This is a genomic window from Candidatus Merdisoma sp. JLR.KK006, from assembly GCF_036941035.1.
Classification (GTDB): domain Bacteria; phylum Bacillota; class Clostridia; order Lachnospirales; family Lachnospiraceae; genus Laedolimicola.
On record NZ_JAYMNS010000024.1, the window covers coordinates 1 to 23,538 of the forward strand.

The 23,538-nt window shown below is 46.6% G+C and carries 21 protein-coding genes; all 21 read left to right on the forward strand.

The window, feature by feature from the left end; all coding sequences use genetic code 11:
* Positions 1 to 922, forward strand: a 922-nt coding sequence (locus VSQ61_RS16335; RefSeq protein WP_334345461.1) for a recombinase family protein, incomplete at its 5' end; no start/stop codon positions are given.
* Complete coding sequence (locus VSQ61_RS16340; protein ID WP_334345462.1) at positions 915 to 1,325, forward strand: recombinase family protein; 411 nt, start codon at positions 915 to 917, stop codon at positions 1,323 to 1,325. The genes VSQ61_RS16335 and VSQ61_RS16340, both read left to right, overlap by 8 nt.
* Before the next feature lie 89 nt (positions 1,326 to 1,414).
* Positions 1,415 to 2,725: a recombinase family protein gene (locus VSQ61_RS16345; RefSeq protein ID WP_334345463.1), complete on the forward strand. Its 1,311-nt coding sequence runs from the start codon at positions 1,415 to 1,417 to the stop codon at positions 2,723 to 2,725.
* 134 nt (positions 2,726 to 2,859) lie between these two features.
* A complete protein-coding gene (locus VSQ61_RS16350) occupies positions 2,860 to 3,450 on the forward strand; it encodes a heme exporter protein CcmD (protein ID WP_172539600.1) in 591 nt (196 codons plus the stop codon).
* An 8-nt stretch (positions 3,451 to 3,458) separates the two neighbouring features.
* Entirely contained in the window at positions 3,459 to 4,151 is a 693-nt protein-coding gene (locus VSQ61_RS16355) for a hypothetical protein (RefSeq protein WP_172539601.1), read from the forward strand.
* Between the two features lie 532 nt (positions 4,152 to 4,683).
* Positions 4,684 to 5,160: an RNA polymerase sigma factor gene (locus VSQ61_RS16360; protein ID WP_172507915.1), complete on the forward strand. Its 477-nt coding sequence runs from the start codon at positions 4,684 to 4,686 to the stop codon at positions 5,158 to 5,160.
* 742 nt (positions 5,161 to 5,902) lie between these two features.
* Complete coding sequence (locus VSQ61_RS16365; RefSeq protein ID WP_172509083.1) at positions 5,903 to 6,442, forward strand: type II toxin-antitoxin system PemK/MazF family toxin; 540 nt, start codon at positions 5,903 to 5,905, stop codon at positions 6,440 to 6,442.
* A gap of 112 nt (positions 6,443 to 6,554) precedes the next feature.
* Positions 6,555 to 6,743, forward strand: a complete 189-nt coding sequence (locus VSQ61_RS16370) for a helix-turn-helix domain-containing protein (RefSeq protein ID WP_044984356.1) — start codon at positions 6,555 to 6,557, stop codon at positions 6,741 to 6,743.
* Between the two features lie 19 nt (positions 6,744 to 6,762).
* The gene (locus tag VSQ61_RS16375; RefSeq protein ID WP_334345464.1) at positions 6,763 to 7,956 is read left to right on the forward strand and encodes a tyrosine-type recombinase/integrase; all 1,194 of its coding nucleotides are present in this window, start codon (positions 6,763 to 6,765) and stop codon (positions 7,954 to 7,956) included.
* 1 nt (position 7,957) lies between these two features.
* On the forward strand, positions 7,958 to 9,241 hold the full coding sequence (locus VSQ61_RS16380) for a tyrosine-type recombinase/integrase (RefSeq protein ID WP_334345465.1): 1,284 nt from the start codon (positions 7,958 to 7,960) through the stop codon (positions 9,239 to 9,241).
* A 312-nt stretch (positions 9,242 to 9,553) separates the two neighbouring features.
* Positions 9,554 to 11,542 (forward strand): excinuclease ABC subunit UvrB, encoded by a 1,989-nt coding sequence (gene uvrB / locus VSQ61_RS16385; RefSeq protein ID WP_334345466.1) that lies wholly within the window; start codon positions 9,554 to 9,556, stop codon positions 11,540 to 11,542.
* Between the two features lie 107 nt (positions 11,543 to 11,649).
* Complete coding sequence (gene uvrA, locus VSQ61_RS16390; protein ID WP_334345467.1) at positions 11,650 to 14,484, forward strand: excinuclease ABC subunit UvrA; 2,835 nt, start codon at positions 11,650 to 11,652, stop codon at positions 14,482 to 14,484.
* A gap of 105 nt (positions 14,485 to 14,589) precedes the next feature.
* Complete coding sequence (murB, locus tag VSQ61_RS16395) at positions 14,590 to 15,501, forward strand: UDP-N-acetylmuramate dehydrogenase (protein WP_334345468.1); 912 nt, start codon at positions 14,590 to 14,592, stop codon at positions 15,499 to 15,501.
* A gap of 199 nt (positions 15,502 to 15,700) precedes the next feature.
* Entirely contained in the window at positions 15,701 to 16,579 is an 879-nt protein-coding gene (gene rapZ / locus VSQ61_RS16400; protein ID WP_334345469.1) for an RNase adapter RapZ, read from the forward strand.
* A gap of 24 nt (positions 16,580 to 16,603) precedes the next feature.
* Positions 16,604 to 17,503: a DNA-binding protein WhiA gene (gene whiA / locus VSQ61_RS16405; RefSeq protein ID WP_334345470.1), complete on the forward strand. Its 900-nt coding sequence runs from the start codon at positions 16,604 to 16,606 to the stop codon at positions 17,501 to 17,503.
* A complete protein-coding gene (locus VSQ61_RS16410; protein WP_334345471.1) occupies positions 17,500 to 17,754 on the forward strand; it encodes an HPr family phosphocarrier protein in 255 nt (84 codons plus the stop codon). Before whiA ends, VSQ61_RS16410 begins: the two co-directional genes overlap by 4 nt.
* Before the next feature lie 116 nt (positions 17,755 to 17,870).
* On the forward strand, positions 17,871 to 18,635 hold the full coding sequence (locus tag VSQ61_RS16415; protein WP_334345472.1) for a class I SAM-dependent DNA methyltransferase: 765 nt from the start codon (positions 17,871 to 17,873) through the stop codon (positions 18,633 to 18,635).
* A 14-nt stretch (positions 18,636 to 18,649) separates the two neighbouring features.
* Complete coding sequence (gene hslO / locus VSQ61_RS16420; protein ID WP_334345473.1) at positions 18,650 to 19,531, forward strand: Hsp33 family molecular chaperone HslO; 882 nt, start codon at positions 18,650 to 18,652, stop codon at positions 19,529 to 19,531.
* Between the two features lie 62 nt (positions 19,532 to 19,593).
* Positions 19,594 to 21,519 carry an NAD(+) synthase gene (locus tag VSQ61_RS16425; protein ID WP_334345474.1) on the forward strand — a complete coding sequence of 642 codons (1,926 nt, stop codon included), beginning with the start codon at positions 19,594 to 19,596 and terminating at the stop codon, positions 21,517 to 21,519.
* 61 nt (positions 21,520 to 21,580) lie between these two features.
* On the forward strand, positions 21,581 to 22,465 hold the full coding sequence (locus VSQ61_RS16430) for a DegV family protein (RefSeq protein ID WP_334345475.1): 885 nt from the start codon (positions 21,581 to 21,583) through the stop codon (positions 22,463 to 22,465).
* 366 nt (positions 22,466 to 22,831) lie between these two features.
* The gene (locus VSQ61_RS16435; protein ID WP_334345476.1) at positions 22,832 to 23,536 is read left to right on the forward strand and encodes a response regulator transcription factor; all 705 of its coding nucleotides are present in this window, start codon (positions 22,832 to 22,834) and stop codon (positions 23,534 to 23,536) included.
* Positions 23,537 to 23,538: the final 2 nt, after the last annotated feature.

A 23,538-nucleotide genomic window follows, 5' to 3' on the forward strand; every position in this document is an offset into this window, starting at 1 on the left:
CTTTCGCAAAGCCTCCGAAAAGAATGGCTGGACGGCGGCATCGGTGCTGAACATCCTGCACCAGTATGAGTACACCGGGGCATTGGTGGGGCGCAAGCGGTACAAGGCCAGCCTCCACGAAAAAAGGACAGTCCCACAGGATAAGTCTGACTGGATCATCTATGAAGGGGCGCATGACGCCATCATCAGCAAGGCGGACTTTGAGCGGGTGCAGGAGATCATCCGGCAGAGACCCAGGCGGGCCGGAGGAACGCCGCAGGAGTACCCGCTGAAAGGGCTTCTCAAGTGCGGCAACTGCCATAGGACATTGAGCCGGGTCCACAGCAGTGCCGGATATTATTACTACCGATGCACCAAAAGCAGGACGGACGAGGCCAGCGATTGCCCGAAAGGGAAACTGTTTACTGAGAAAGAGATCGAGGGCATTGTGTTCCGGGCAATCATGCAGATGCTGGCGATATGTCAGGAGCGGAAAAAGCAGAAGTCATCCCTGACGCTGACCCGCAAGGAGCGCATCGCCGCCTGTGTTGCAGAGCTTCAAAGGCTGGAGCAACAGCAGGAACGGTACAAGCAGGAGAAGTTTAGGGTCTATGAGAATTTCAGTGGCGGAACACTGACAAAGGACGCCTATCTGAAACAGCGGGAGGAGATCGACAGCAAACTCGCCGCCGCCAAAGCCGAACAGGAGGCACAGGAACAGCTTTTATCTGGACTGGAGCGGCAGGTTTTTCAGGACAAGGAGCAGAAGGATGATGTGTTCAATTCCTTTGCCGGGGCAACGGAATTGACGGCGGAACTGGCGGGGACATTCATCAAGGAAGTTCTGGTCTCATCTCCCACAGAGATCGAGATCGTCTGGAAGTTCCGGGATGTGTTTGGCGGTCACTTTGGCACAAAAGAGGAGGAAGCAGACAATGGATAAAACGAGAAGGGCTGCAATCTATATGAGGGTCGCAAGAGCGCCCAGGGCGTGGATATACTGCCGGACAGCGGAGCCGAACGCCTTTGCGTTAAAGATACAGCAGGAAGAACTTACGGCCTTTGCAGAGAAAAACCACTATGATATTGTGGGCTGCACATCCAGGCATGAGGCCGGCACAACAATGACTCGCCCCGGACTGGCTGAGATCACCAATGCGGCGCTCCAGGGCAAAATGGACATCCTGCTTGTCCTGAACGCCTCAAGGCTGGGACGCGACATCTGGAACACGCTCGAATATGTTGGCTGGCTGGAGAAGCACAAGGTTGAGGTTGTCTGCCTGAATGGAGATTTTTCTGTCCGGGGAGTGAGACAGTTCCCGCTGGCAAAGCAAACTGTGGTGTGAGGTTTCTTTCTGCATAAAGCGGATGCCGGAGGCGGTCTGGAAAAGACCTGTTGGCCGCCTCTGGCATTCGTAAAAATTTTCGTGTTTAGTTGACACAAGGAGACTTTTCCAGGCTGGGGAGGGATTATATTGAGGTTGGGAGTTATCTGGAACAGATATTTCCGCTGATGGAGGTGCGGTGTATTTCTGTGAATGACCGTTATGACAGTGAGGGTGTGCTGGGGACTGCGGGCGGACTGAATGTGGCTTTTAAAAATCTGATCAATATGCTGTACAGCAGGGACCTGTCTAAGAAGATACGGTCTGCGCAGATGGCGAGGGCGCGGAAAGGGGAGTATCTGGGCGGCTTTGCAAGGTATGGGTATGAGAAGTCCCTGGAGGACAAGCACCGGCTGGTGGTTGACCCGGAAGCGGCGGAGGTGGTACGGAAGATATTTACCATGGCGGCGGAAGGGATTACGATTTCCGGGATTGTGCGGTATCTGAATGATAATGGTGTGCTTACCTGTGTGGAGTATAAGCAGAGGAAGGACAGCAGGTATCAGCATCCGGGCGGCGGGGTGAAGAAGCTGTGGGGGACCCAGTCGGTGCGTTCCATACTGTCGGATGAGACTTATATCGGGAAGGTGGTGTGGAACCGTTCGGAGAAGTCTATTACTACGGGGAAGAAGATGCTGTGGCATGACCGTTCGGAGTGGGTGGTTGTGGACGGGCAGCATGAGCCGCTGGTGTCGGAGGAACTGTTTGCCCTAGCGAATGAGAGGGCGAAGCCGAAGAAGCGGGACAGGAGCGGCGTGGATATGAGCGGCTTTAAGCGGGAGGTGCTGTTTGTATGCGGGTATTGCGGGCGGTCCATGGTGAAGAAGAACCATAAGTATTGCTGCCGTTACCGGACATGCGGCTCTGATACGGAGTGCAGGAGGGCGGTGGAGGATATGGAAACGCTGGAAGGGAGCGTTATGGAGTATGTGCGGAAGACGGCGGAGGTGATGCTGGGCAATTCCGGGAGGAAGGACGTGGAAGCGGAGCGGGAGACGCTGGAGAAGAAGTTGGATGCTTTGCGGAAGGAGAAGGAGCGGCTTTCGGCGGAGAAGATGTTTTTGTATGATAAGTATCGGTCCGGGGGTATGACACGGGAGCAGTTTAAGGCAAGGACGGGGAGTATGGGTGTGCGGGTTGAGGAAATTGGGAAGGAGATGGGAGAAGCAGAGGATGGGATTGAGAGACTGAAAGGGTGCGGTTCCCGGGACGGGGAGACTGTGCTGGAAGGGATAGCGGCTCTGCGGGAGTTTGATAAGGGGGTGCTGCGGAAGGGGATTGAGAGGATCAGGGTGTTTGGAGAAGGGCGGATTGAGGTGGTTTGGAAGGCTGGGGATATGTTCGGCGGGGGAGATTCGTAAAAATTGGTAGGAAGATTGACGGAGCCATGAGCGGGGTGCTTGTGGCTTTGTTGGTTTTGGGGTATAATACAATACAGTGGAAAAGAGAAGAAGCATTATAGTTGATATAGCTAAAGGCATGGATGAGGTTTTGAATGAAAAGAATTAAGGAATATGCGTATGGATTTAATACAGATGAAGAATTGATAATATATAGTGAGATAGGGGAGGAGAAATCGGTATATCAAAATTATTGTGAATGGCGTGCTTATGTTTGTGAGAAATATGGCGGCGGTAAGTACGCAGAGCCTACACTGAAAAATTTTGTGCATTTTTTGAAGCGTGAGAAAAATCTAATTATGAGCAGAAAAGAAATGTGGAGTGGGTGTACAATGCCGTTATTGACGGTGTTCATTACGATTGTATATACATTTGTATTTTCAGTGGTCAATGTGATAAATACTTATAATAATTCGATAAATACATTAATAGATGAAGAATTTTTGGAGTATACAGGGTATAACCCAAAGATGATATATCAGGCATTGGAACAAAATTTACATTCAGGGATGTGTTTTTATATTTGGGGAGCTTTTTTAATGGGAGTGGTCGTTTTGATGTTTTTATTCTTTGCGTCTGTTAGGATTAGAAGTAATAACTTGAAGAATGAGTTTTATTCGGATTACATAACGATTGTTCAAGAAATAATTGAAGAACAGAGATCAGGAAAAGCGGAAATGGCATAGGAGGGAAAATGGATCACAAAGAGGATGACTTTAGAAAAATATGTTTTCACTGCGCTTCTATTTATGAGATGGAGGATGGAGAAATATTGACGTGTCCGTTTTGTGGCAGAAGCATACCGACATCAGAATATGAAAGAGTAATGCAGGGTATTAGGCAGGCTGTTTTTGGAGGATGGACATGCAGGGAAGAGTATGAAGGTGCAGAGGACGATGGGAAACGCTATTATACAGAACCCTGCGGTGAGATATTAAATTTTGTGGCAGTAGCTGTTGCAAGCGGTTTGATTGGAAATATGTCATATGACATTGTTAAAAAGGTATTTGGAAAAATTGTTTCGTATCTGAAACGGAGTAAGAAAAACTGTGAGGATGAAACATTAGCAGCGTTTTTGGAGTCCCCGGAGAAGATAAAGAAATTTTCGGAATATATCAGTGCATATTATGACGAGTATGAGGGGGCAGATGCTAAAACGAAGAATGCGATTATGGAAGAGGTATTTGTGGATCATGTTTCTCATATCATAGACGGTCTGGTAAAAATGAGGCATAAAGACATTGATATAGAAAAAGTGATGGAGGACAGCCCGCATACAAGAGAAGAGATAATGAAGATGGTTTTGGAGATAAGGAATAAAGTGAATGTCAAACGATTGGAGGAAGAGGATTTTAAAGATTTTTGGGATGATATAGATATTGATTAAGGGAAGAATGTTAAATACATATGTAAAGGAATAAAAAAGTTGAAAAATTTTTGTCCTTTACTTGACACGGGCAGAGCCGATGAACATGTGAGAAATCACAGTTTGTCGGCTTTTCTTTTTACAGAACTATAGGTAGATACGTCCATCAAATTAAAAAAAACAGCAATTTGGTGGGCGGTATTGCTATGCCCGAAAGACTTAACAAACACTCTCCAAACCTGTTTCAAGTTTGGGGGGATTTTTATTGCCTGCAAATAGCAATTTCTATTTTCATATACGATATAAAGGGACGGATAACCCGTTAAAAAAATCCTTGCCAATACAAGGGGGCTTTCTACCCCGCAAGTAGAGGTCAAATTTCTACATAATAGAAATAAATTCTCCATAGACCGTAAAGGTGTGACAGCCTTTGCGGTTTTTCTTTTGTCGTTTTTTGCCGGATTACGCCGCAGGGAGTTATTCATCATCGGTTGCCGCTCACCGCCTTCCAATCTGAATTTTCAACAAAAAAATTCAGATTGGAGGAAAGGATATGGAGGGTAATCGCCCAAAAAGAAGAAAGGATAAGTACAATCCTTATACGATATTCGAGAAAGACGGCCAGTATTACGTTTCATTCAAAGATGGACAAGGTGTATCACATAAACTTGAAATCAGCAAGGCGCTGTATGACACGTTTGATTCTTTTGAATTAAGCGATTTGGTATATCTTAACGTGGTGGACAGGCATATCGAGCAGTCCGAGGTGTGGGAAAACACTTTGAATATGAGAGCGATGAAAAAGCCGGACAGCATGGAGGAAATCGTGTTCCGCAGATTTCAGGCAGAAAAGCTACATAAGGCAATCAGCGAACTGCCTGAAAAACAGAAGAAAAGGCTGATACTGCATTATTTTCAGGAGTTGACCTATGTGGAAATCGCAGAGCGGGAGCAATGCTCAACCAGAGCAGTAGAGTACAGTATCCACGGGGCAATGCAAAGCCTGAAAAAGTTTTTTGAAAAAAATTAAAAAAGGACTTTCGGGTTTTGCCTGATTAGTGAGGAAACAGGTGAGGGAGATAAAAATTCCTTCACCTGTTTTCTGCATTTATGTGGTGAATGGGTTCGTACCATGAAAATTTCATACCCATTCATCAAATACATTCCTGTTGTTATCGTGATGAGCGTAAGCCACGTTAGCAGGTACGCCATGAGCTAAATGGTGATAAAGGCATCGAAATCGCACAGATAAAAAGACAATGGTTTGCGGCTGTCCTATCCTCATTTAAGGAGCGGAAAATACCGGGCTATAACTGCCAGCTTGCTACTGGTAAGGCGATAACAGGCAGCAGGGACAATGATACTCCCGTCCAGTCACAGGTCGAGCGTAAATACCCATCAGGTGTAAAAACGCCGCAACCAATGAGGGCGGCTCCGGGCGATCCCCGGAGGGGTTCTATTCCCGTGGAACTGGTCAGCAGCCAGTCGTTTGGTGACTTCCCTATGTTTGCCGTAAAAGCGGTAGATTATGTAAGCCGGGGTGTCGAGGACAAATAGGCTTATCAGGCTAAAAGTGGTAGCCGGACACAAAACATGAAAATATTCTTAAAGAATAATCAAAAAGTCATGCTTTTGTGTTCGGCTGATACATACCTGAAATGCAGGAAATTTTTTTCGGCAGGCAAGATGTATTCTGCAAATTTATATTTTCTGCCATGAAAGAAAAATCAGACTGGATTCAGGAAGTAAAGATTATGGAGGACATTTTTACTATGGAAGAAAGAAAAATCAGACGAGGGGATATTTACCATGCAGACTTAAATCCCGTTTTCGGAAGTGAACAGGGCGGATACCGTCCGGTATTAGTGATTCAGAATAACAGAGGGAATCAATACAGCCCAACCGTAATTGTGGCGGCAATTACAAGCAGGCCAAAATCAAAAATGCCCACTCATGTCCCGGTTCCGGCAGATATGCAAGGTCTGGAAAAAGATTCTGTTGTGCTGTTAGAGCAAGTCCGAACACTGGACAAAAAGAGACTGGGAGATTATATCGGGACATTGGACAGGCAGCAAATGATGAAGGTTGATAAAGCGTTATGCTCCAGCACAGGAATGAGAAAACGGGATAAACCGATTTTAATGTGCTTATGCCCAATATGTGCAAAACCCTTTTATGATTCCAAAGAGCATTTTATCCAGAGGGCAGATAAGAATCAAAATTTAAAAGATACCTGTATGTTTTGCAACAGCAGGCAGGGATACGATTATTTAATAAGGAAAAGGTATTGCAGTGAGAACAAGAATAATTGAAAAGTCAAGGATGCGATTTGAAAATTCGCACATTAGACGGGAAGGGATTGTAAAGCTATGATAATAGCAAGCACTCCCTTTTGTATTTCGGGAGGTGACTGATATAGATACCATGAATTTGCAAAAACAGGTTTATGACGCTGATGACATTCAAAAGTTATTGGGTATTGGTAGAAGCAAGGCATACGCATTTCTGGATGAAGCCTATGAGAGTCAGAAACCATTCAGGGTGATAAAAATAGGAAAGCTGTACCGGGTTCCCAAAGAGGGATTCGATCAATGGTTAAATGGAGCGAGCTAAATGTGCGGAGGTGATAGGAATGGGAAAGAAAACACAGGAAAAGAGTGTTGCTTTTTTTGAACGAAATTCATGGTATCACCGGACAAAGGCACTGCAAGACAACGGCATTGTTAAATATGGAAAGAAAGGCGGATTTTCCAGTCAGGCAGAGGCAGAGGCCAGTTATCGGAAATGCGAGGAAGAATTTAATACGCTGTTGCGGAAACAGCAGCTTTCCAGCAAATCCAATAAAGACGTTCTCTTTAAAGATTATCTTATCTACTGGTTTGAAGAAGTGTTTTCAAAAAGAATTGAAACGACAACAAGAATGGTTGGGGCATACGCTTTATATGACTTGATAATCCCGAACATTGATTATGATATAAAGATGAGGTTTGTCAGCGTGGAATACCTGGACGGACTTCTGGAGAGGACGTCAAAGGCTTGTGTTTCGGCAGGAAACAAAGGACGGGAAATTTTGAATCTTGCCATGAAAGAGGCAGTTATAGAGGGCTATATCAATGTGAATCCTGTGCCGGAAACAAAGCCGTATAAGCGAAAGAAACCCAATATCGTGATTCTCAGCAGGGAGAAAATAAAAATACTCCTTCAGGCGGCTTCAAAGGATAACTGGTATCTGGAAATTCTGTTGGGACTGTTTTGCGGACTGCGGAAAGGTGAAATCTATGGCCTGAAATTTTCCGACTTTGATTTAGAACACCGTAGTGTGAAAATCAGCAGGCAGATTGTTGCAAACCCCATCATAAAAGAGGGTAGCAGGATTGAAGAAAATATTTCAATCGAACGTGATCCCAAAACGCCCAACAGTTTCCGGGTATTGCGTGTGCCAGAGGTCATTATTACGGAGTTGGAGAAAAGAAAATGTCAGATAGATATGTATAAAGAGAAGATGCAGGAGGCTTTTATTGATAACGATTATATCAGTTGTCAGGCAAATGGAAAGGTACATAGCCTGTCCGCCATGAATAACGCTTTGACAAAGCTGTGTGTGCGGAATGGGCTTCCTGCTGTAACCGTGCATGGACTCCGCCATATGTTTGCCACCATTTTGGTGGAACAGGGTGTTCCGCTTGCAAAAATATCAGGGTTATTGGGACATAGTTCTGTCAATACAACCTTTGAATATTATTGCGATGTCATGGATGAGAAAGAAAAGATTATTGCCTTTATGAATGACGCTTTTGCTCCTGAAGGCAGGGAAGGGACAGGATAATATGGAATTTGATTTAAAATTACAGCAGTTTGTGGACTGGAAGGTTTATAACGTCACGCCGATTAAGAATAAGTTTGGCTATCGTGTGGTTCTGATTTATGCGGACGGGACAAAAATACCACAGCAGAAATCCGGATTTGCTACAAAGAAAGCGGCGAACACGGACAGGGACAAGACGCTGGGCGAATTATATTCTGGCACATATGTGGTATATACCAGTGTAAAAGTGAAAGACTTTATGCTGTTCTGGCTTGAAAAAGAAATGCGTCCACGCATTACAAGCGGCTCCTATGAAACCTATTCCAATATTGTGAATAACCATGTGATTCCGGCGATGGGCAACATCAGAATGACGGAAATTAAACGGAGCCATATCCAGAGCCTTTATTATGAAGAAGCGGCTGCTTCCGTTTCTATCGCAAGATTGGTAAAAACAGTGATGAATACGTCCATGCAGTATGCTGTGAATAAGAAAATCATTTCCATAAATCCAACGATTGATGTGGCTCTGCCAAAACAGGTAGAGAAGAAAGCCTATCACACCCGGAACATTGATACACAAAAGACGCTGAATATGGAGCAGGTTTTAACGCTCATTGAAGCGAGCAGGGAAACGCCAATCCATATGCAGGTACTTTTTGCAGTGCTGTTGGGATTGAGGCGGTGTGAAATCAATGGGGTAAAATATTCGGATATAGATTATATCAACCGGACATTAAAGGTACAGCGGCAGTTAGGCAAGAAACCGAACACGACTGCCGGGGACTTCCCGGCTAAGACGTTTACAAAACAGGAAATCGGATTGAAAACGCCGTCCAGCTACCGAACCATCCCCATACCGGATTATGTGTTTGAAGCCATTCTGGAAGAAAGAAAAGTGTATGAGAAGAACCGTAGAAGGAGGTCAGGCACATTTCAGGATTTGGATTATATCTGCTGTTCCACTTATGGACATCCGAGAAGCAAGGATTTTCACTGGAGGCATTATAAGAAGCTGTTGGAGGACAATGGACTGCCTGATATAAGGTGGCATGATTTACGAAGCACTTTCTGTACCATTTTATTAAAGAACAACTTCAATCCAAAAGCAGTATCACAGCTCATGGGACATGCGAAAGAAATCATAACCATAGATGTTTATGGAGATACCGCCGAAATCATTGAGGACTGCTTAGACGATCTCCAGCCGTTTATTGATGAAGTAATCCCGAAAGAAGAAAGTGAAAGCGGTACAGATTTTTCACAAGATAATTATATAGAACAAATCAGTGAATTTCTTGCATGAAAATAAGATACTGGCATAATCAAATCGCATGAAAAAAGTACAGAACAAAAGTTCGATTTTGGTCTGTACTTTTTTTGACTTATATGTTATAATGAAAAACCAAATGACTGGATAATACTATCTGTACTGGCTGGTGTTATTCAGTGTTGTTTCGTTTTAAAAATACGGTTTTGTGACCTGCATTCGTGTAATTGCTATTTTAACGCTTATTCGCCAGCTTTGCAAGCCCATTTTACACGAATCGAAAATCAAATTACACGAATTTCGGGCGAATAGGCAAACTTTTTTCGGTCACAAATTGGAGGTTTTCATATGCCAGAGTTCAAATTACAAGCCCCCTACAAGCCCACAGGCGACCAGCCGCAGGCCATCGCCGAGCTGGTCAAAGGCTTCAAGGAGGGCAATCAATTCCAGACTTTACTAGGGGTTACGGGTTCCGGCAAGACATTTACGATGGCGAATGTCATTCAGGAATTGCAGAAGCCGACGCTGGTCATCGCCCACAACAAGACGCTTGCGGCGCAGCTTTACGGAGAATTCAAGGAGATGTTCCCTGAGAATGCAGTGGAGTATTTTGTCTCCTACTACGACTACTACCAACCCGAAGCCTACGTCCCCTCCAGCGACACCTACATCGCCAAGGACTCCTCCGTCAATGACGAGATCGACAAGCTTCGCCTGTCAGCTACTGCTGCGCTGATTGAGCGCAGGGACGTAATTATTGTGTCCTCCGTGTCCTGTATCTATGGCTTGGGAGAGCCGGAGAACTTTGAAAAGATGATGGTATCCCTGCGGCCGGGGATGCAGAAGGACCGGGATGAAGTACTGCGCCAGTTGGTGGACATTCAGTATGATCGAAATGACATGGACTTTAAAAGGGGAACTTTTCGGGTTAGGGGAGATGTGCTTGAGATTATTCCGGCCAGTGAGATGGATACGGCTATTCGGGTGGAGTTTTTCGGAGACGAGATCGATCGCATTTCAGAGATTGACGTGCTGACCGGAGAGATTAAGGGAGTGCGGGAGCATGCGGCGATTTTTCCGGCATCCCACTATGTAGTGCCTGCGGATCGAATCCGGGAGGCGGCAAAAGCCATAGAGGAAGAATTGGAAGAACGCATCCGTTACTTTAAGAGTGAAGACAAGCTGCTGGAAGCCCAGCGCATTTCCGAGCGGACCAATTTTGATATAGAAATGCTGAAAGAGACAGGCTTTTGTTCCGGCATTGAGAACTATTCCAGGCATTTGTCAGGGCTGGAGCCGGGTGTTCCGCCCAATACGCTGATGGACTATTTTCCGGAGGACTTTTTGATTATTATTGATGAGTCTCACAAGACGATTCCGCAGATTCGAGGTATGCATGCAGGAGATCAGTCTAGGAAGACAACGCTGGTAGATTATGGATTTCGTTTGCCGTCGGCAAAGGACAACCGACCCTTGAATTTTGGAGAATTTGAAAGTAAAATAGATCAGATTCTGTTTGTATCCGCTACGCCGGGAGAGTATGAAGAGAACCATGAGCTTCTGCGGGCAGAGCAGATTATCAGACCCACAGGGCTTCTCGATCCAAAGGTTGAAGTACGCCCGGTGGAGGGGCAGATTGATGATCTGACAGGCGAGGTAAATAAGGAGACGGCAGCAGGGCATAAGGTTCTGATTACTACACTGACCAAGCGGATGGCGGAGGATCTGACGGACTATATGCGTGAGCTTGGCATTCGGGTGAAGTATCTCCATTCGGATATTGACACTCTGGAGCGAACTCAGATTATTCGGGATATGCGTCTGGATGTCTTTGACGTGCTGGTAGGAATTAATCTGCTCCGGGAGGGTCTGGACATTCCGGAGATTACGCTGGTTGCAATTCTGGATGCGGACAAGGAGGGCTTTTTGCGTTCGGAGATTTCGCTTATTCAGACCATTGGCCGGGCGGCAAGAAATTCTGAGGGCCATGTGATTATGTATGCGGATATCATTACGGACTCCATGCGTCTTGCTATTGAAGAGACGGAGCGGCGCCGGGAGCTGCAGGAGAGATATAATCAGGAGCATGGAATCACACCTCAGACCATTAAGAAATCCGTGCGGGATCTTATCAGCATTTCCAAGGAGATTGCACAGAAAGATCTTCAGTTTGAGAAAGATCCGGAATCCATGAGCAAAAAGGAATTGGATAAGCTGGTGGCGGACATTGAAAAGAAGATGAAAAAGGCTGCGGCAGAGTTGGATTTCGAGACGGCGGCAGAGTTGCGTGACCGAATGATTGAATTGAAAAAAAGTATTGCAGGATGCAATGAGTAATGGACAACATGCAGGCCAGGGAAAGGATTCGCTTTCACTGGTCGTATTGTGGAGTAAATACTCCATACGGAGTATATAAATGACAAAAACAAAAAGAGGAGCAAAAAATGAAGAATTACATCAGAATTCGTGGTGCAAACGAACACAATCTTCAGGATTTGAGCATAGATATCCCCAGAGAGGAATTCGTGGTGCTGACAGGCCTGAGCGGTTCCGGAAAGTCATCTCTGGCCTTTGATACCATCTATGCGGAGGGACAGCGGCGTTACATGGAATCGCTTTCATCTTACGCCAGACAGTTTTTGGGTCAGATGGAAAAGCCGGATGTGGAGAGCATCGAGGGACTGTCGCCGGCTATTTCCATTGATCAGAAATCAACAAATAGAAATCCTCGTTCTACCGTTGGAACCGTAACGGAGATATATGACTATTTCCGTCTGCTGTTTGCCAGAGTGGGAATTCCCCATTGCCCGAAATGCGGCAAGGAAATCAAAAAGCAGAGCGTGGATCAGATCGTGGATCAAATCATGAATCTGCCCGAGCGCACCCGAATTCAGCTTCTTGCGCCAGTGGTCAAAGGACGTAAGGGAGAACATGTAAAGGTGCTGGAGCAGGCAAGGAAAAGCGGCTTTGTGCGAGTGAAGATTGACGGGAATCTCTATGAGCTTTCGGAAGAAATCAAGCTGGATAAAAATATTAAGCATTTAATTGAGATTGTGGTGGACCGGCTGGCAGTCAAAGAAGGAATTGAGCGCCGGCTGGCAGATTCCATTGAGACTGTTATGAATCTTTCGGACGGTCTTCTGGTAGTGGATCTGATGGACGGAAAACTGATGACTTTCAGCACCAGCTATGCCTGCCCGGAATGCGGCATCAGTATGGAGGAGGTAGAGCCCAGAAGCTTTTCTTTCAATAATCCTTTCGGCGCCTGCCCGGATTGCTTCGGACTGGGTTATAAGATGGAATTTGACGAGGAGCTGATGATACCGGATAAGTCCTTAAGCATTGCCGGGGGAGCTATTGTGGTAACGGGCTGGCAGTCCTGCACGGATCCCTCCAGCTTTACTTACGGTATTTTAAAGGCATTGGCAGAGGAATATCATTTTGATCTGAATACGCCCTATGAGAAGCTGGATTCAAAGATTCAGCAGGTTTTGATTCACGGAACGGGCGGAAAGGAGATTAGGGTTTATTATAAAGGGCAGAGGGGCGAGGGCGTCTATGATGTGGCTTTTGAGGGCTTAATAAAGAATGTGGAGCGCCGCTACCGGGAGACGGGTTCGGAGATTATGCGGCAGGAATATGAGACATTTATGCGGATCACCCCCTGTAAGAGCTGCGGCGGACAGAGGCTAAAGAAGACTTCTCTGGCAGTAACGATTGCGGACAAGAATATCTACGAGCTTACGGCTATGTCGATTCTAAAGCTTCATGAGTTTTTGCAGGATATGAAGCTTACCCGGCAGCAGGAGCTGATCGGAGCACAGATCCTCAAAGAGATTCGGGCGCGTATTGGATTTTTGATTGATGTAGGACTGGAATACCTGACCCTTGCCAGGGCAACGGGAAGCCTGTCGGGGGGAGAGGCCCAGCGGATTCGTCTGGCAACTCAGATAGGCTCCGGACTGGTGGGAGTGGCTTATATTTTGGACGAGCCCAGCATCGGGCTTCATCAGAGGGACAATGACAAGCTTCTGGCAACCTTGAAGCGGCTTCGGGACCTGGGCAATACCTTGGTTGTGGTTGAGCATGATGAGGACACCATGTATGCCGCTGACTATATTGTGGATATCGGGCCGGGAGCCGGAGAGCATGGAGGAAAAGTAGTGGCGGCAGGAACGGCAGAGGAGATCATGGCTTGCCCCGAATCCGTCACAGGAGCTTATTTAAGCGGAAAACTGCAGATTCCAGTGCCTGAGACCAGGCGCAGGCCAGCCGGCTGGCTGAAAGTAAAGGGAGCCCAGGAGAATAATCTGAAAAAGATTGATGTGAAGTTTCCTTTGGGAGTGATGACCTGTGTAACAGGAGTGTCCGGATCAGGAAAAAGCTCCCTTGTAAATGAGATTTTGTATAAGACGCTGGCGAAAAAGCTGAATCGGGCCAGAACCATTCCCGGAAAAAATAAAGGGATCCTGGGAGTGGAACAGCTGGACAAGGTAATTGCCATTGACCAGTCGCCCATTGGCCGGACGCCTCGATCCAATCCGGCAACCTATACGGGAGTGTTTGATCAGATTCGGGAGCTTTTTGCCTCAACTGCGGATGCTAAAAGCAAGGGCTATAAGAAAGGCCGCTTCAGTTTCAATGTAAAGGGAGGGCGCTGTGAAGCCTGTGCCGGAGACGGTATCATTAAGATCGAGATGCATTTCCTCCCGGATGTTTATGTGCCTTGTGAGGTGTGTCAGGGAAAGCGCTACAATCGGGAAACCCTGGACGTAAAATATAAGGGAAAGAGCATTTTTGATGTTCTGGATATGACAGTGGAGGAGGCTTTGGGCTTTTTTGAGCACATACCATCCATCAGCCGGAAGATTGAGACTCTCTATGACGTAGGACTTTCCTATATTAAGCTTGGTCAGCCGTCTACCACGCTCTCCGGCGGAGAGGCTCAGCGGATTAAGCTGGCTGCGGAATTGAGTCGCCGCAGTACCGGAAAGACCATCTATATTCTGGACGAGCCTACTACGGGCCTGCATTTTGCAGATGTGCATAAGCTGACGGAGATTCTGCGGCGTCTGACAGAGGGCGGCAATACGGTGATTGTCATTGAACATAACCTGGATGTGATTAAAACGGCGGATTATATCATTGACATGGGACCGGAGGGGGGAGACAGGGGCGGCACGGTGATTGCCGCAGGAACACCGGAGGAGGTAGCAGAGCAGCCTGTTTCCTATACGGGCCAATATCTGAAGAAGTATCTGGGAAAGGGCAAAAAATAGTTTAAAATCGGAATGTATGTGAATTGTCAGAACATCGGAAAGGGGTTGTACTTTCCGATGTTTTGGCATATACTAAAGTCAGAAAGAAAGAAACGGGAGCGCAGCATGAAACAGGAGTTCTATGAGAAACTATGTGAGATTCTTAGAGAAGAAGGTCAGGTGTTACTTGACGAACCGCTGAAAAAGCATACCACATTCCGAATAGGAGGTCCGGCAAAGTACTTCTGTCTCCCAGGGACCTGGGAAGAGCTGGCGGCAGTTATTAGGGTTTGCCGGGAATTTGAAGAGAGCTATTATATTCTTGGAAACGGCAGTAATATCCTGGCGAGCGATCAGGGATATTCCGGTGTTGTGATTCAGATTTTTCAGAATAGGAATGAGATCCGCATAGAGGGAACCAGATTGTATGCGGATGCAGGCGCTCTGTTAGTGAAAGCTTCTCATCTGGCAGCCCGGGAGGGGTTGACCGGCCTGGAGTTTGCTTCCGGCATTCCCGGCACCATAGGCGGTGCCCTTGTGATGAATGCAGGCGCTTACGGCGGTGAGATGAAAGATGTGGTGCGGGAAGCTTTGGTTTTGACAGAGGACGGAGAACAGCTAAGGCTGTCCGGGGAACAACTGGAGCTTGGCTATCGTACCAGCAGCATTGCACGGCAGCGCCAAATCGTTTTAGAAGCAGTGCTGGAATTGAAGCAGGGAGATAAAACATCCATAGAAGCACGGATGAAAGAGCTTAAAGAAGCACGGACGGAAAAACAGCCCCTGGAATATCCAAGTGCAGGCAGCACCTTTAAGCGGCCGGAGGGGCATTTTGCAGGGAAGCTGATTATGGATGCGGGACTTCGGGGCTTTCGGGTGGGAGACGCTCAGGTGGCGGAAAAGCATTGCGGCTTTTTAATAAACAGGGGAGACGCCGCTGCAGAGGATGTGCTGGCTCTTGTTTCTCATGTGCAAAAAGAGGTCCGAAATCAGTTTGGGGTAGAACTTGAACTGGAAGTGAAGCTGCTGGGGTTTTAAAATCTGCGGAACTAAAATAGTCCGGCTAAGAAATGTCAAGTGTTTTAAGAAATATTTTATGCTGGACGGTAAAGTCGCAAAGGCACACGAGAGGAACTTTCATGAGTGCCCTTTCGAATGAAAGTTCCTCTCATTACAGGTGTGCCGAAGTGACTTTGCCCTTTAGTACCGTTGCGTAGCAACTTAAGGAGGAAGATTCGTGCGTTTTGTAATTGTAACAGGCATGTCAGGCGCCGGAAGATATACATCCCTACGGATGCTGGAAGACGCAGGCTATTTTTGTGTGGATAATCTTCCAATCTCTTTAATGGGAAAGTTCTCGGAACTGGTATATTCCGGGACAAGCGAGATTGCCAAGGTGGCTCTTGGGATTGACGTAAGGAACGGACAGGCGTTAAGCGATCTGCAGCGGTCTCTGGAAGAGCTGGCTATGGCAGGCTACACCTACGAGATCCTGTTTTTAGATGCCAGCGACAATGTACTGATTAAGCGATATAAAGAAACAAGAAGAAACCACCCTCTGGCAGGAGACGGACGGATTGCGGAGGGAATTGAGCGGGAACGGGAACGCCTGACCTTTTTAAAAAAGCAGGCGGATTATATTATAGATACCAGCAGCCTCTTGACAAGAGAGCTTAAGGTGGAGCTGGACAGAATCTTTGTACAGAACAGGGAATTCAGAAATCTTGTGATTTCTGTTCTTTCCTTTGGATTTAAATTCGGAATTCCCAATGATGCGGATTTGGTTTTTGATGTGCGTTTTCTGCCTAATCCGTATTATTATGAGGATCTCCGCAGATTAAATGGAAATGATAAAGAGATTCAGGATTTTGTCATGGGATTTGAGGCGGCTTATCAATTTATGGATAAGCTGGAAGACATGATAAGATTTCTGATCCCCAACTATGTGCAGGAGGGGAAAAACCAGCTGGTGATTGCGGTGGGATGCACAGGCGGCAAGCATCGTTCCGTAACTCTGGCGAACAAGCTGTATGAGCGTTTGATGGAAAACGGAGACTATATGGTGCGGTGCGAGCATCGGGATATTGAAAAAGATGCCATTGTAAAAGCGCATTAAATGGTAAATGATATGAGGTAACAGATGTCTTTTTCCAGTGAGATTAAGGAAGAACTGTCGGGCCAGATTCCAACAGCCCGACATTGTCAGTTGGCGGAGATTGCCGCAATCTTAAGTTTTTGCAGCAGAGTAACTGAGGAAGAAAACGGGTCTTTGGGCCTTCGAATGCATACGGAAAATCTGGCAGTTGCAAGAAAGTACTTTACATTATTGAAAAAAACCTTTAATATAAGACTTGATGTAATGGTTCGGCAAAATAAGGGCATACGGGGAGGCCGCAGCTTTGAGGTTGTATCTTATGGGGACCTTTCCGCCATACAGCATGTGCTGGTTCAGAATCTTTGCTGTAAGCGGGCCTTTATCCGGGGAGCTTTTCTGGCATCCGGTTCTGTCAGTGATCCGGAGAAAGGCTATCACTTTGAGATTGTCTGCAACAGTCTTGAGAAAGTGAATCAGCTCTGTGATATGATTGGAAGCTTTGGTATCGAGGCCAGATCTGCCATGCGGAAGAAAAATCATATCGTATACATCAAAGAGGGTGCACAGATTGTGGATATGCTGAACGTGATGGAGGCGCATGTAGCCCTCATGAATTTCGAAAATATCCGAATCGTGAAAGAGATGCGCAATTCTGTGAACAGGCAGGTGAACTGTGAGACTGCCAATCTGAATAAGACCGTTTCTGCAGCGGTAAAGCAGATAGAAGATATACAATTCATTAAAGCAACAATCGGGTTCGACCAGCTTCCCGAAAGTTTGACCGAGATAGCAAAGCTTCGCCTGGAACAGCCGTCAGCGACATTAAAAGAGTTAGGGCAGATGCTGACTCCCTCCGTGGGAAAGTCGGGGGTCAATCACAGGCTGAGGAAACTGAGTCTCATTGCAGAGGAGCTAAGGGAGCACAAGGAGGAAAGGTTATTATGATCAAGCAAGAAATCACGATTCAGATTCCAAACGGTTTGGAAGCAAGACCGGTGGCGCTGCTGGTACAGGTGGCAAGTCAGTATGGCAGTGAGATTTATGTGGAAAGTGATAACAAGAAAGTAAATGCCAAAAGCATTATGGGTATGATGACTCTCGGACTTTATGCAGGTGAGACGGTAACTGTTTCAGCCAATGGTGAGGACGAGGAAGAAGCCATGGCCAATATAGAGAAGTTTTTGAGCAGCAAGTAAAAAAGAGTATCGGACAGTCTCTGATTTCGATTAGGGGCTGTCTTGTTTTTTGCAGAAAAATTTGATATGATGATACGAAAGACAAAGGGAAGAACTGACAGAAACGGGAGAGAGATTTGGACGCATATGCAGGCTTTGCGGCAGTTTATGACTTGTTCATGGACGATGTTCCTTATGAGAAATGGTGCCGGCGGATTGTGGAATTGTTAAAAGAATATGATGTGAATGACGGCCTGGTGCTGGACTTGGGTTGCGGGACGGGAACCTTGACGGAGCTTCTGGCAGGGGCAGGCTATGATATGATTGGCGTGGACGCATCGGAAGAAATGCTGGAACTGGCGGCAGAAAAGAAAGAAAAATCCGGCCATGACATTTTGTATCTGCTTCAGGATATGCGGGAGTTTGAGCTTTACGGAACCGTCAGGGCGGTGATTAGTGTCTGCGATTCCATTAATTATATTACGGAGGAAGCCGATCTGCTGCAGGTATTCCGACTGGTGAATAACTACCTGGATCCGGGTGGAATCTTTCTATTTGATATGAATACCATTTATAAATACGAGACGCTTTTGGCGGAAAATACCATTGCGGAAAACCGTGAGGAGGGGAGTTTTATCTGGGAGAACTATTATGATCCCGGGGAGAAGCTGAATGAATACGATTTGACTCTCTTTATCCGGCAGGAAGACGGGCTTTACCGGAAATATGAGGAGACACACTTTCAGAGGGCCTATGGCCTTGATCAGATTGCAAGACTTGTGGAAAAGGCAGGCATGGAGCTTGTAAGGGTATGTGATGCCGAAACCGGTCAGGAGATTAAGGAAGATACACAGAGAGTTCATGTAATTGTGAGAGAGCATGGAAAAAGTATGGAAGCATAAGGAGAAACAGAACCATGTCAGATTATATTGTAAGGGCAACAGCGGCGGACAACCAGATCCGGGCATTTGCCATAACCTCCAGGGACTTGGTGGAGAAAGCCAGACAGATTCACAATACCAGTCCGGTGGCAACGGCAGCCCTGGGAAGAACTTTAAGTGCGGGAGCCATGATGGGCTCCATGATGAAAGGAGAGCAGGACTTGCTGACTCTTCAGATACGGGGAGACGGTCCGTTAGGCGGAATCACGGTGACAGCCGATTCCAAAGCCCAGGTAAAGGGCTATGTAAATGAACCGGCAGTTTTGATTCCGGCCAATGCCAAAGGAAAGCTGGATGTATCAGGCGCCATTGGCAGGGGAATGCTTCAGGTAATCCGGGATCTGGGCATGAAAGAACCCTATGCAGGGCAGACGGAGCTTCAGACGGGAGAGATTGCGGAGGATCTAACTTATTATTTTGCGACCTCGGAGCAGATTCCCTCTTCTGTGGGACTTGGCGTTTTGCTGAACCGTGACAATACGGTCCGCCAGGCGGGAGGATTTATCATCCAATTGATGCCATATACGGAGGAAAAGGTGATTGATGCCCTGGAAAAGCGGCTTGCCGCCATGAGCTCCGTCACGGAGCTTCTGGACCGGGGCTTGTCGCCGGAGGGAATTTTGGAGGATCTGCTAGGGGAATTTGGACTGACCGTCAATGATACGGTTCCTGCGGCATTTTCCTGCAGCTGTTCCAGGGAACGGGTGGAAAAGGCCATTATCAGTATAGGAAGTAAAGAAATACGGGATATGATTCGGGACGGAAAGCCCATTGAGGTGAAATGCCATTTCTGCAATGAAGCCTACACCTTTACAATAGAAGATTTAAAGGAAATTTTAAATAAAGCAAAACGATAGCTTCGGCAGTTTGAGAAAGAGCTAAGGTACAACTGCCAGAGAGCTGGAATAGGAGAAAAGATATGAACCATGGATTTGTAAAAACAGCGGCTGTCACACCAAAGATCCGGGTGGCCCAGCCGGAGTATAACGGGACGGAGATTATACGTTTAATGAAAGAAGCGGCCAAAAAGGGCGCAAAGCTCATTGTTTTTCCTGAGCTGTGCATTACCGGCTATACCTGCGGAGATTTATTTTCTCAGGAAACGCTTTTAAATGGGGCAAGAGAAGCTCTGTTTGCCGTAGCCGATGCTACGAAAGATTTGGATGCTTTGGTGTTTGTCGGGCTTCCTTGGGAGAAGCAGGGAAAGCTTTATAATGTGGCTGCGGCATTAAGCCGGGGAGAGATTCTGGGAATGGTGCCTAAGACTTATATGCCCAATTACGGGGAGTTTTATGAGCTGCGCCATTTTGAGCCGGGAAATCAGGAAACGGAATATGTATGGCTTGGACGGGGAAACCAGGGGGAGGACTATGTGCTCTTCGGAACGGACATGATATTTGCCTGTGCGGAGCTGCCCCAGCTTGCGGTAGCTGCGGAGATCTGTGAGGATCTGTGGGTTCCGGCACCGCCCAGTGTGCGTCATGCCCTGACGGGAGCCACTGTGATTGTGAACTGCTCCGCCAGTGATGAGACCATTGGCAAGGATCGCTATCGTGAGGAATTGGTCGGCAGCCAATCCGCAAGGCTGGTGTGCGGATACATTTATGCCAATGCGGGAGAGGGGGAGTCCACCCAGGATTTGGTTTTTGGGGGCAGCAATCTGATTGCGGAAAACGGAAAGATCCTCAGCCGTTCGGAGCGTTTTCATAATGAAATCACTTATGGAGATATTGATGTGTTCCGCTTATGGGGAGAGCGCAGACGGATGAATACATTTTCCGTTAAAAATGATGACAGCTATACGGAGGTTGGCTTCCATCTGAATATGGAGGAAACCAGTCTGGAACGCCGGATTGATCCCATGCCCTTTGTCCCGGACAGCAAGGAGGATCGGGAACGCCGCTGTGAGGAGATTTTATCCATTCAGGCTATGGGGCTTAAAAAGCGTCTGGAGCATACGGGCTGCTGGACGGCCGTTGTAGGAATTTCCGGCGGATTGGATTCAACGCTGGCGCTGCTGGTGACGGCAAAGGCATTCGACTATCTTTCACTTCCAAGAGAGCAGATTATCAGTGTAACCATGCCCTGCTTTGGCACCACGGGCCGGACCTATGAGAATGCCTGTGAGCTTACAAAGAAGCTGGGAGCTACTTTGCGGGAAATCGATATTAAGGAGACGGTTATGGCCCATTTCTGGGATATTGGACAGGATCCGGAGAGGTATGATATAACCTATGAAAATGCACAGGCCAGAGAGAGAACTCAAGTTTTGATGGATGTTGCGAATCAAAACGGCGGTCTGGCAGTGGGAACAGGGGATATGTCCGAGCTGGCCCTTGGGTGGGCAACCTACAATGGGGATCATATGTCCATGTATGGAGTAAACGGAGGAATCCCAAAGACTTTGGTGCGCCATCTGGTGCGTTACTATGCGGATACCTGCGGGGACCCGGAGCTTTCCGGGGTTCTGCTGGACGTGCTGGACACACCGGTAAGCCCGGAACTTCTGCCGCCCAAGGATGGCAGCATTTCTCAGAAAACAGAGGATTTGGTAGGGCCTTATGAGCTGCATGATTTCTTCTTGTATTATGTTCTGCGGTTCGGATTTTCACCGTCCAAGGTCTATCGGCTGGCAAAGACGGCTTTTGAAAATGTTTATGAGGAAGCAGTAATTTTAAAATGGCTTCGGACTTTTTATAAGAGATTTTTTGCCCAGCAGTTTAAACGCTCCTGCCTGCCGGACGGCCCCAAAGTGGGAAGCGTGGCAGTATCGCCCAGAGGAGATCTGCGGATGCCCAGTGATGCCTGCAGCGATATCTGGCTGAAAGAGTTGGAAGAATTATAGGGGATTGCGTGACTTTACCCTTTAGTGCTATCACGCAGTGATTTTAAATAGGAGGATAAAGATGGCTCTTAAAATTGTTACCGATTCGGCAACCGATTTGCCGAAAGAGATTATTGATAAATATCAGCTTCATGTAATACCAACGCCCGTAACCATCAATGGAACCGATTACTTTGATGGAAAAACGATTATGCCAAATGATTTTTATCGAATTCAGGCGGAGGGTGCGGAGATTAAGACCTACCACATTAATCAATTTATGTTTCATGAAAATTTTGAACCCTATGCAAAAGCGGGAGACGAAGTGCTTTATCTGTGCTTTTCCACGGGAATTGCCGGAACGTTCAATGCGGCTAATCTGGCTAAGGAAGAACTTTTGGAGGAATATCCTGATTTCCAAATTACCATTGTAGATTCCAAGTGTGCATCTATAGGCTTTGGCCTGGGTGTCATGAAGCTTCTGCGTATGCAGGAGAATGGAGCTTCTAAGGAGATGCTTGTGGAAGCCGCCCGGTATTTCTTTGATAATATGGAGCATATTGTTACTGTGGATACCCTGGAATATCTGTACAAGGGCGGGCGCTTAAGCAGAACCTCCGCCGTAGTGGGCGGTGTTCTGGATATCAAGCCTATTATTGAGGTCAATGATGACGGAGCTCTGGTTGCCTTTGAGAAAGTCCGGGGGCGTATGAAGTCTTTGAAACGCTGTGTGGAGCTTGTAGGCCAACGTGGTGTGAACTTGGAAAAGCAGGAGATAGGCATTGTCCACGGTAATGATCCGGAGACCTGCACGAAGGTAAGGGAGATGCTGGAAGAGAAATATCACTGCAGGAAGATTGTGGAGTCTCAGGTAGGCTGCGCTATCGGAGCACATACGGGGCCGGGGATTATTGGAATTGTATTCTTAAGTGCCAGTGAGGAGAAGTATGGGGAGTATCTGAAATAAAATTTTTGCCATAATTAGAGGATGCTTTATTCTTTGTAACAATGTTTTACAAAAAATTTGCAATTAAACACAGTTTGCAAAAGCTTTTTCAAAAATAATTCGACATGAAAGAAAAGGAGAGATGGGATGATACCAATATCCGAACCTCTTCTTTTTGTTTGAACTTTTTGAAAAGACCATTTTACAGAATAATGGCGGAACAGAATTTACAAGAGTATTTTCTGTGCTGCTTATATTTAAAATCTATCCATGGTTTATGGTCCCAAAGAAGTAAGAATAGTAACAAAATCTTAAGAATTCCCTCCCATAGAACTTAAAAAAGCCTTGTTATAATCAAGAAGAATCGGTAAAATGGGAGCAGAGGTGATGAAGATGAATACAAATACCATTTTAGTATGTGATGATGACAAGGAAATCGTAGATGCCATAGAGATTTATCTGTCCCAGGAGGGCTATCACATTTTAAAAGCTTATGACGGACTGCAGGCGGTCAGCATGATGGAGAAGAATGAGATACAGTTGCTGATTATAGACATCATGATGCCCAAGCTGGACGGCCTTAGAGCTACGCTCAAGATTCGGGAAAAGAGCAGTATTCCCATTATCATTCTATCTGCCAAATCCGAGGATGCGGATAAGATTCTGGGATTAAATATTGGGGCGGACGATTATGTGACGAAGCCTTTCAATCCCTTGGAGCTGGTGGCCCGTGTAAAGTCCCAGCTTCGCCGTTACACCAAGCTTGGCAACGCTGCGGAGGATGCTCAAAAGGTTTATCAGACCGGCGGCTTGGTGATGAATGACGACTTAAAGGAAGTAACGGTAGACGGAGAGCCCGTAAAGCTGACACCCATTGAGTACAATATCCTGCTCCTGCTGGTAAAAAATCAGGGAAAAGTATTTTCCATCAACCAGATTTATGAAAGTATATGGAATGAGGATGCCATTGGAGCAGATAACACGGTTGCGGTGCATATCCGCCATATCCGTGAAAAGATTGAGATCAACGCAAAAGAACCCCGATACCTGAAAGTAGTATGGGGAATCGGTTATAAAGTGGAGAAGCTGTAGGA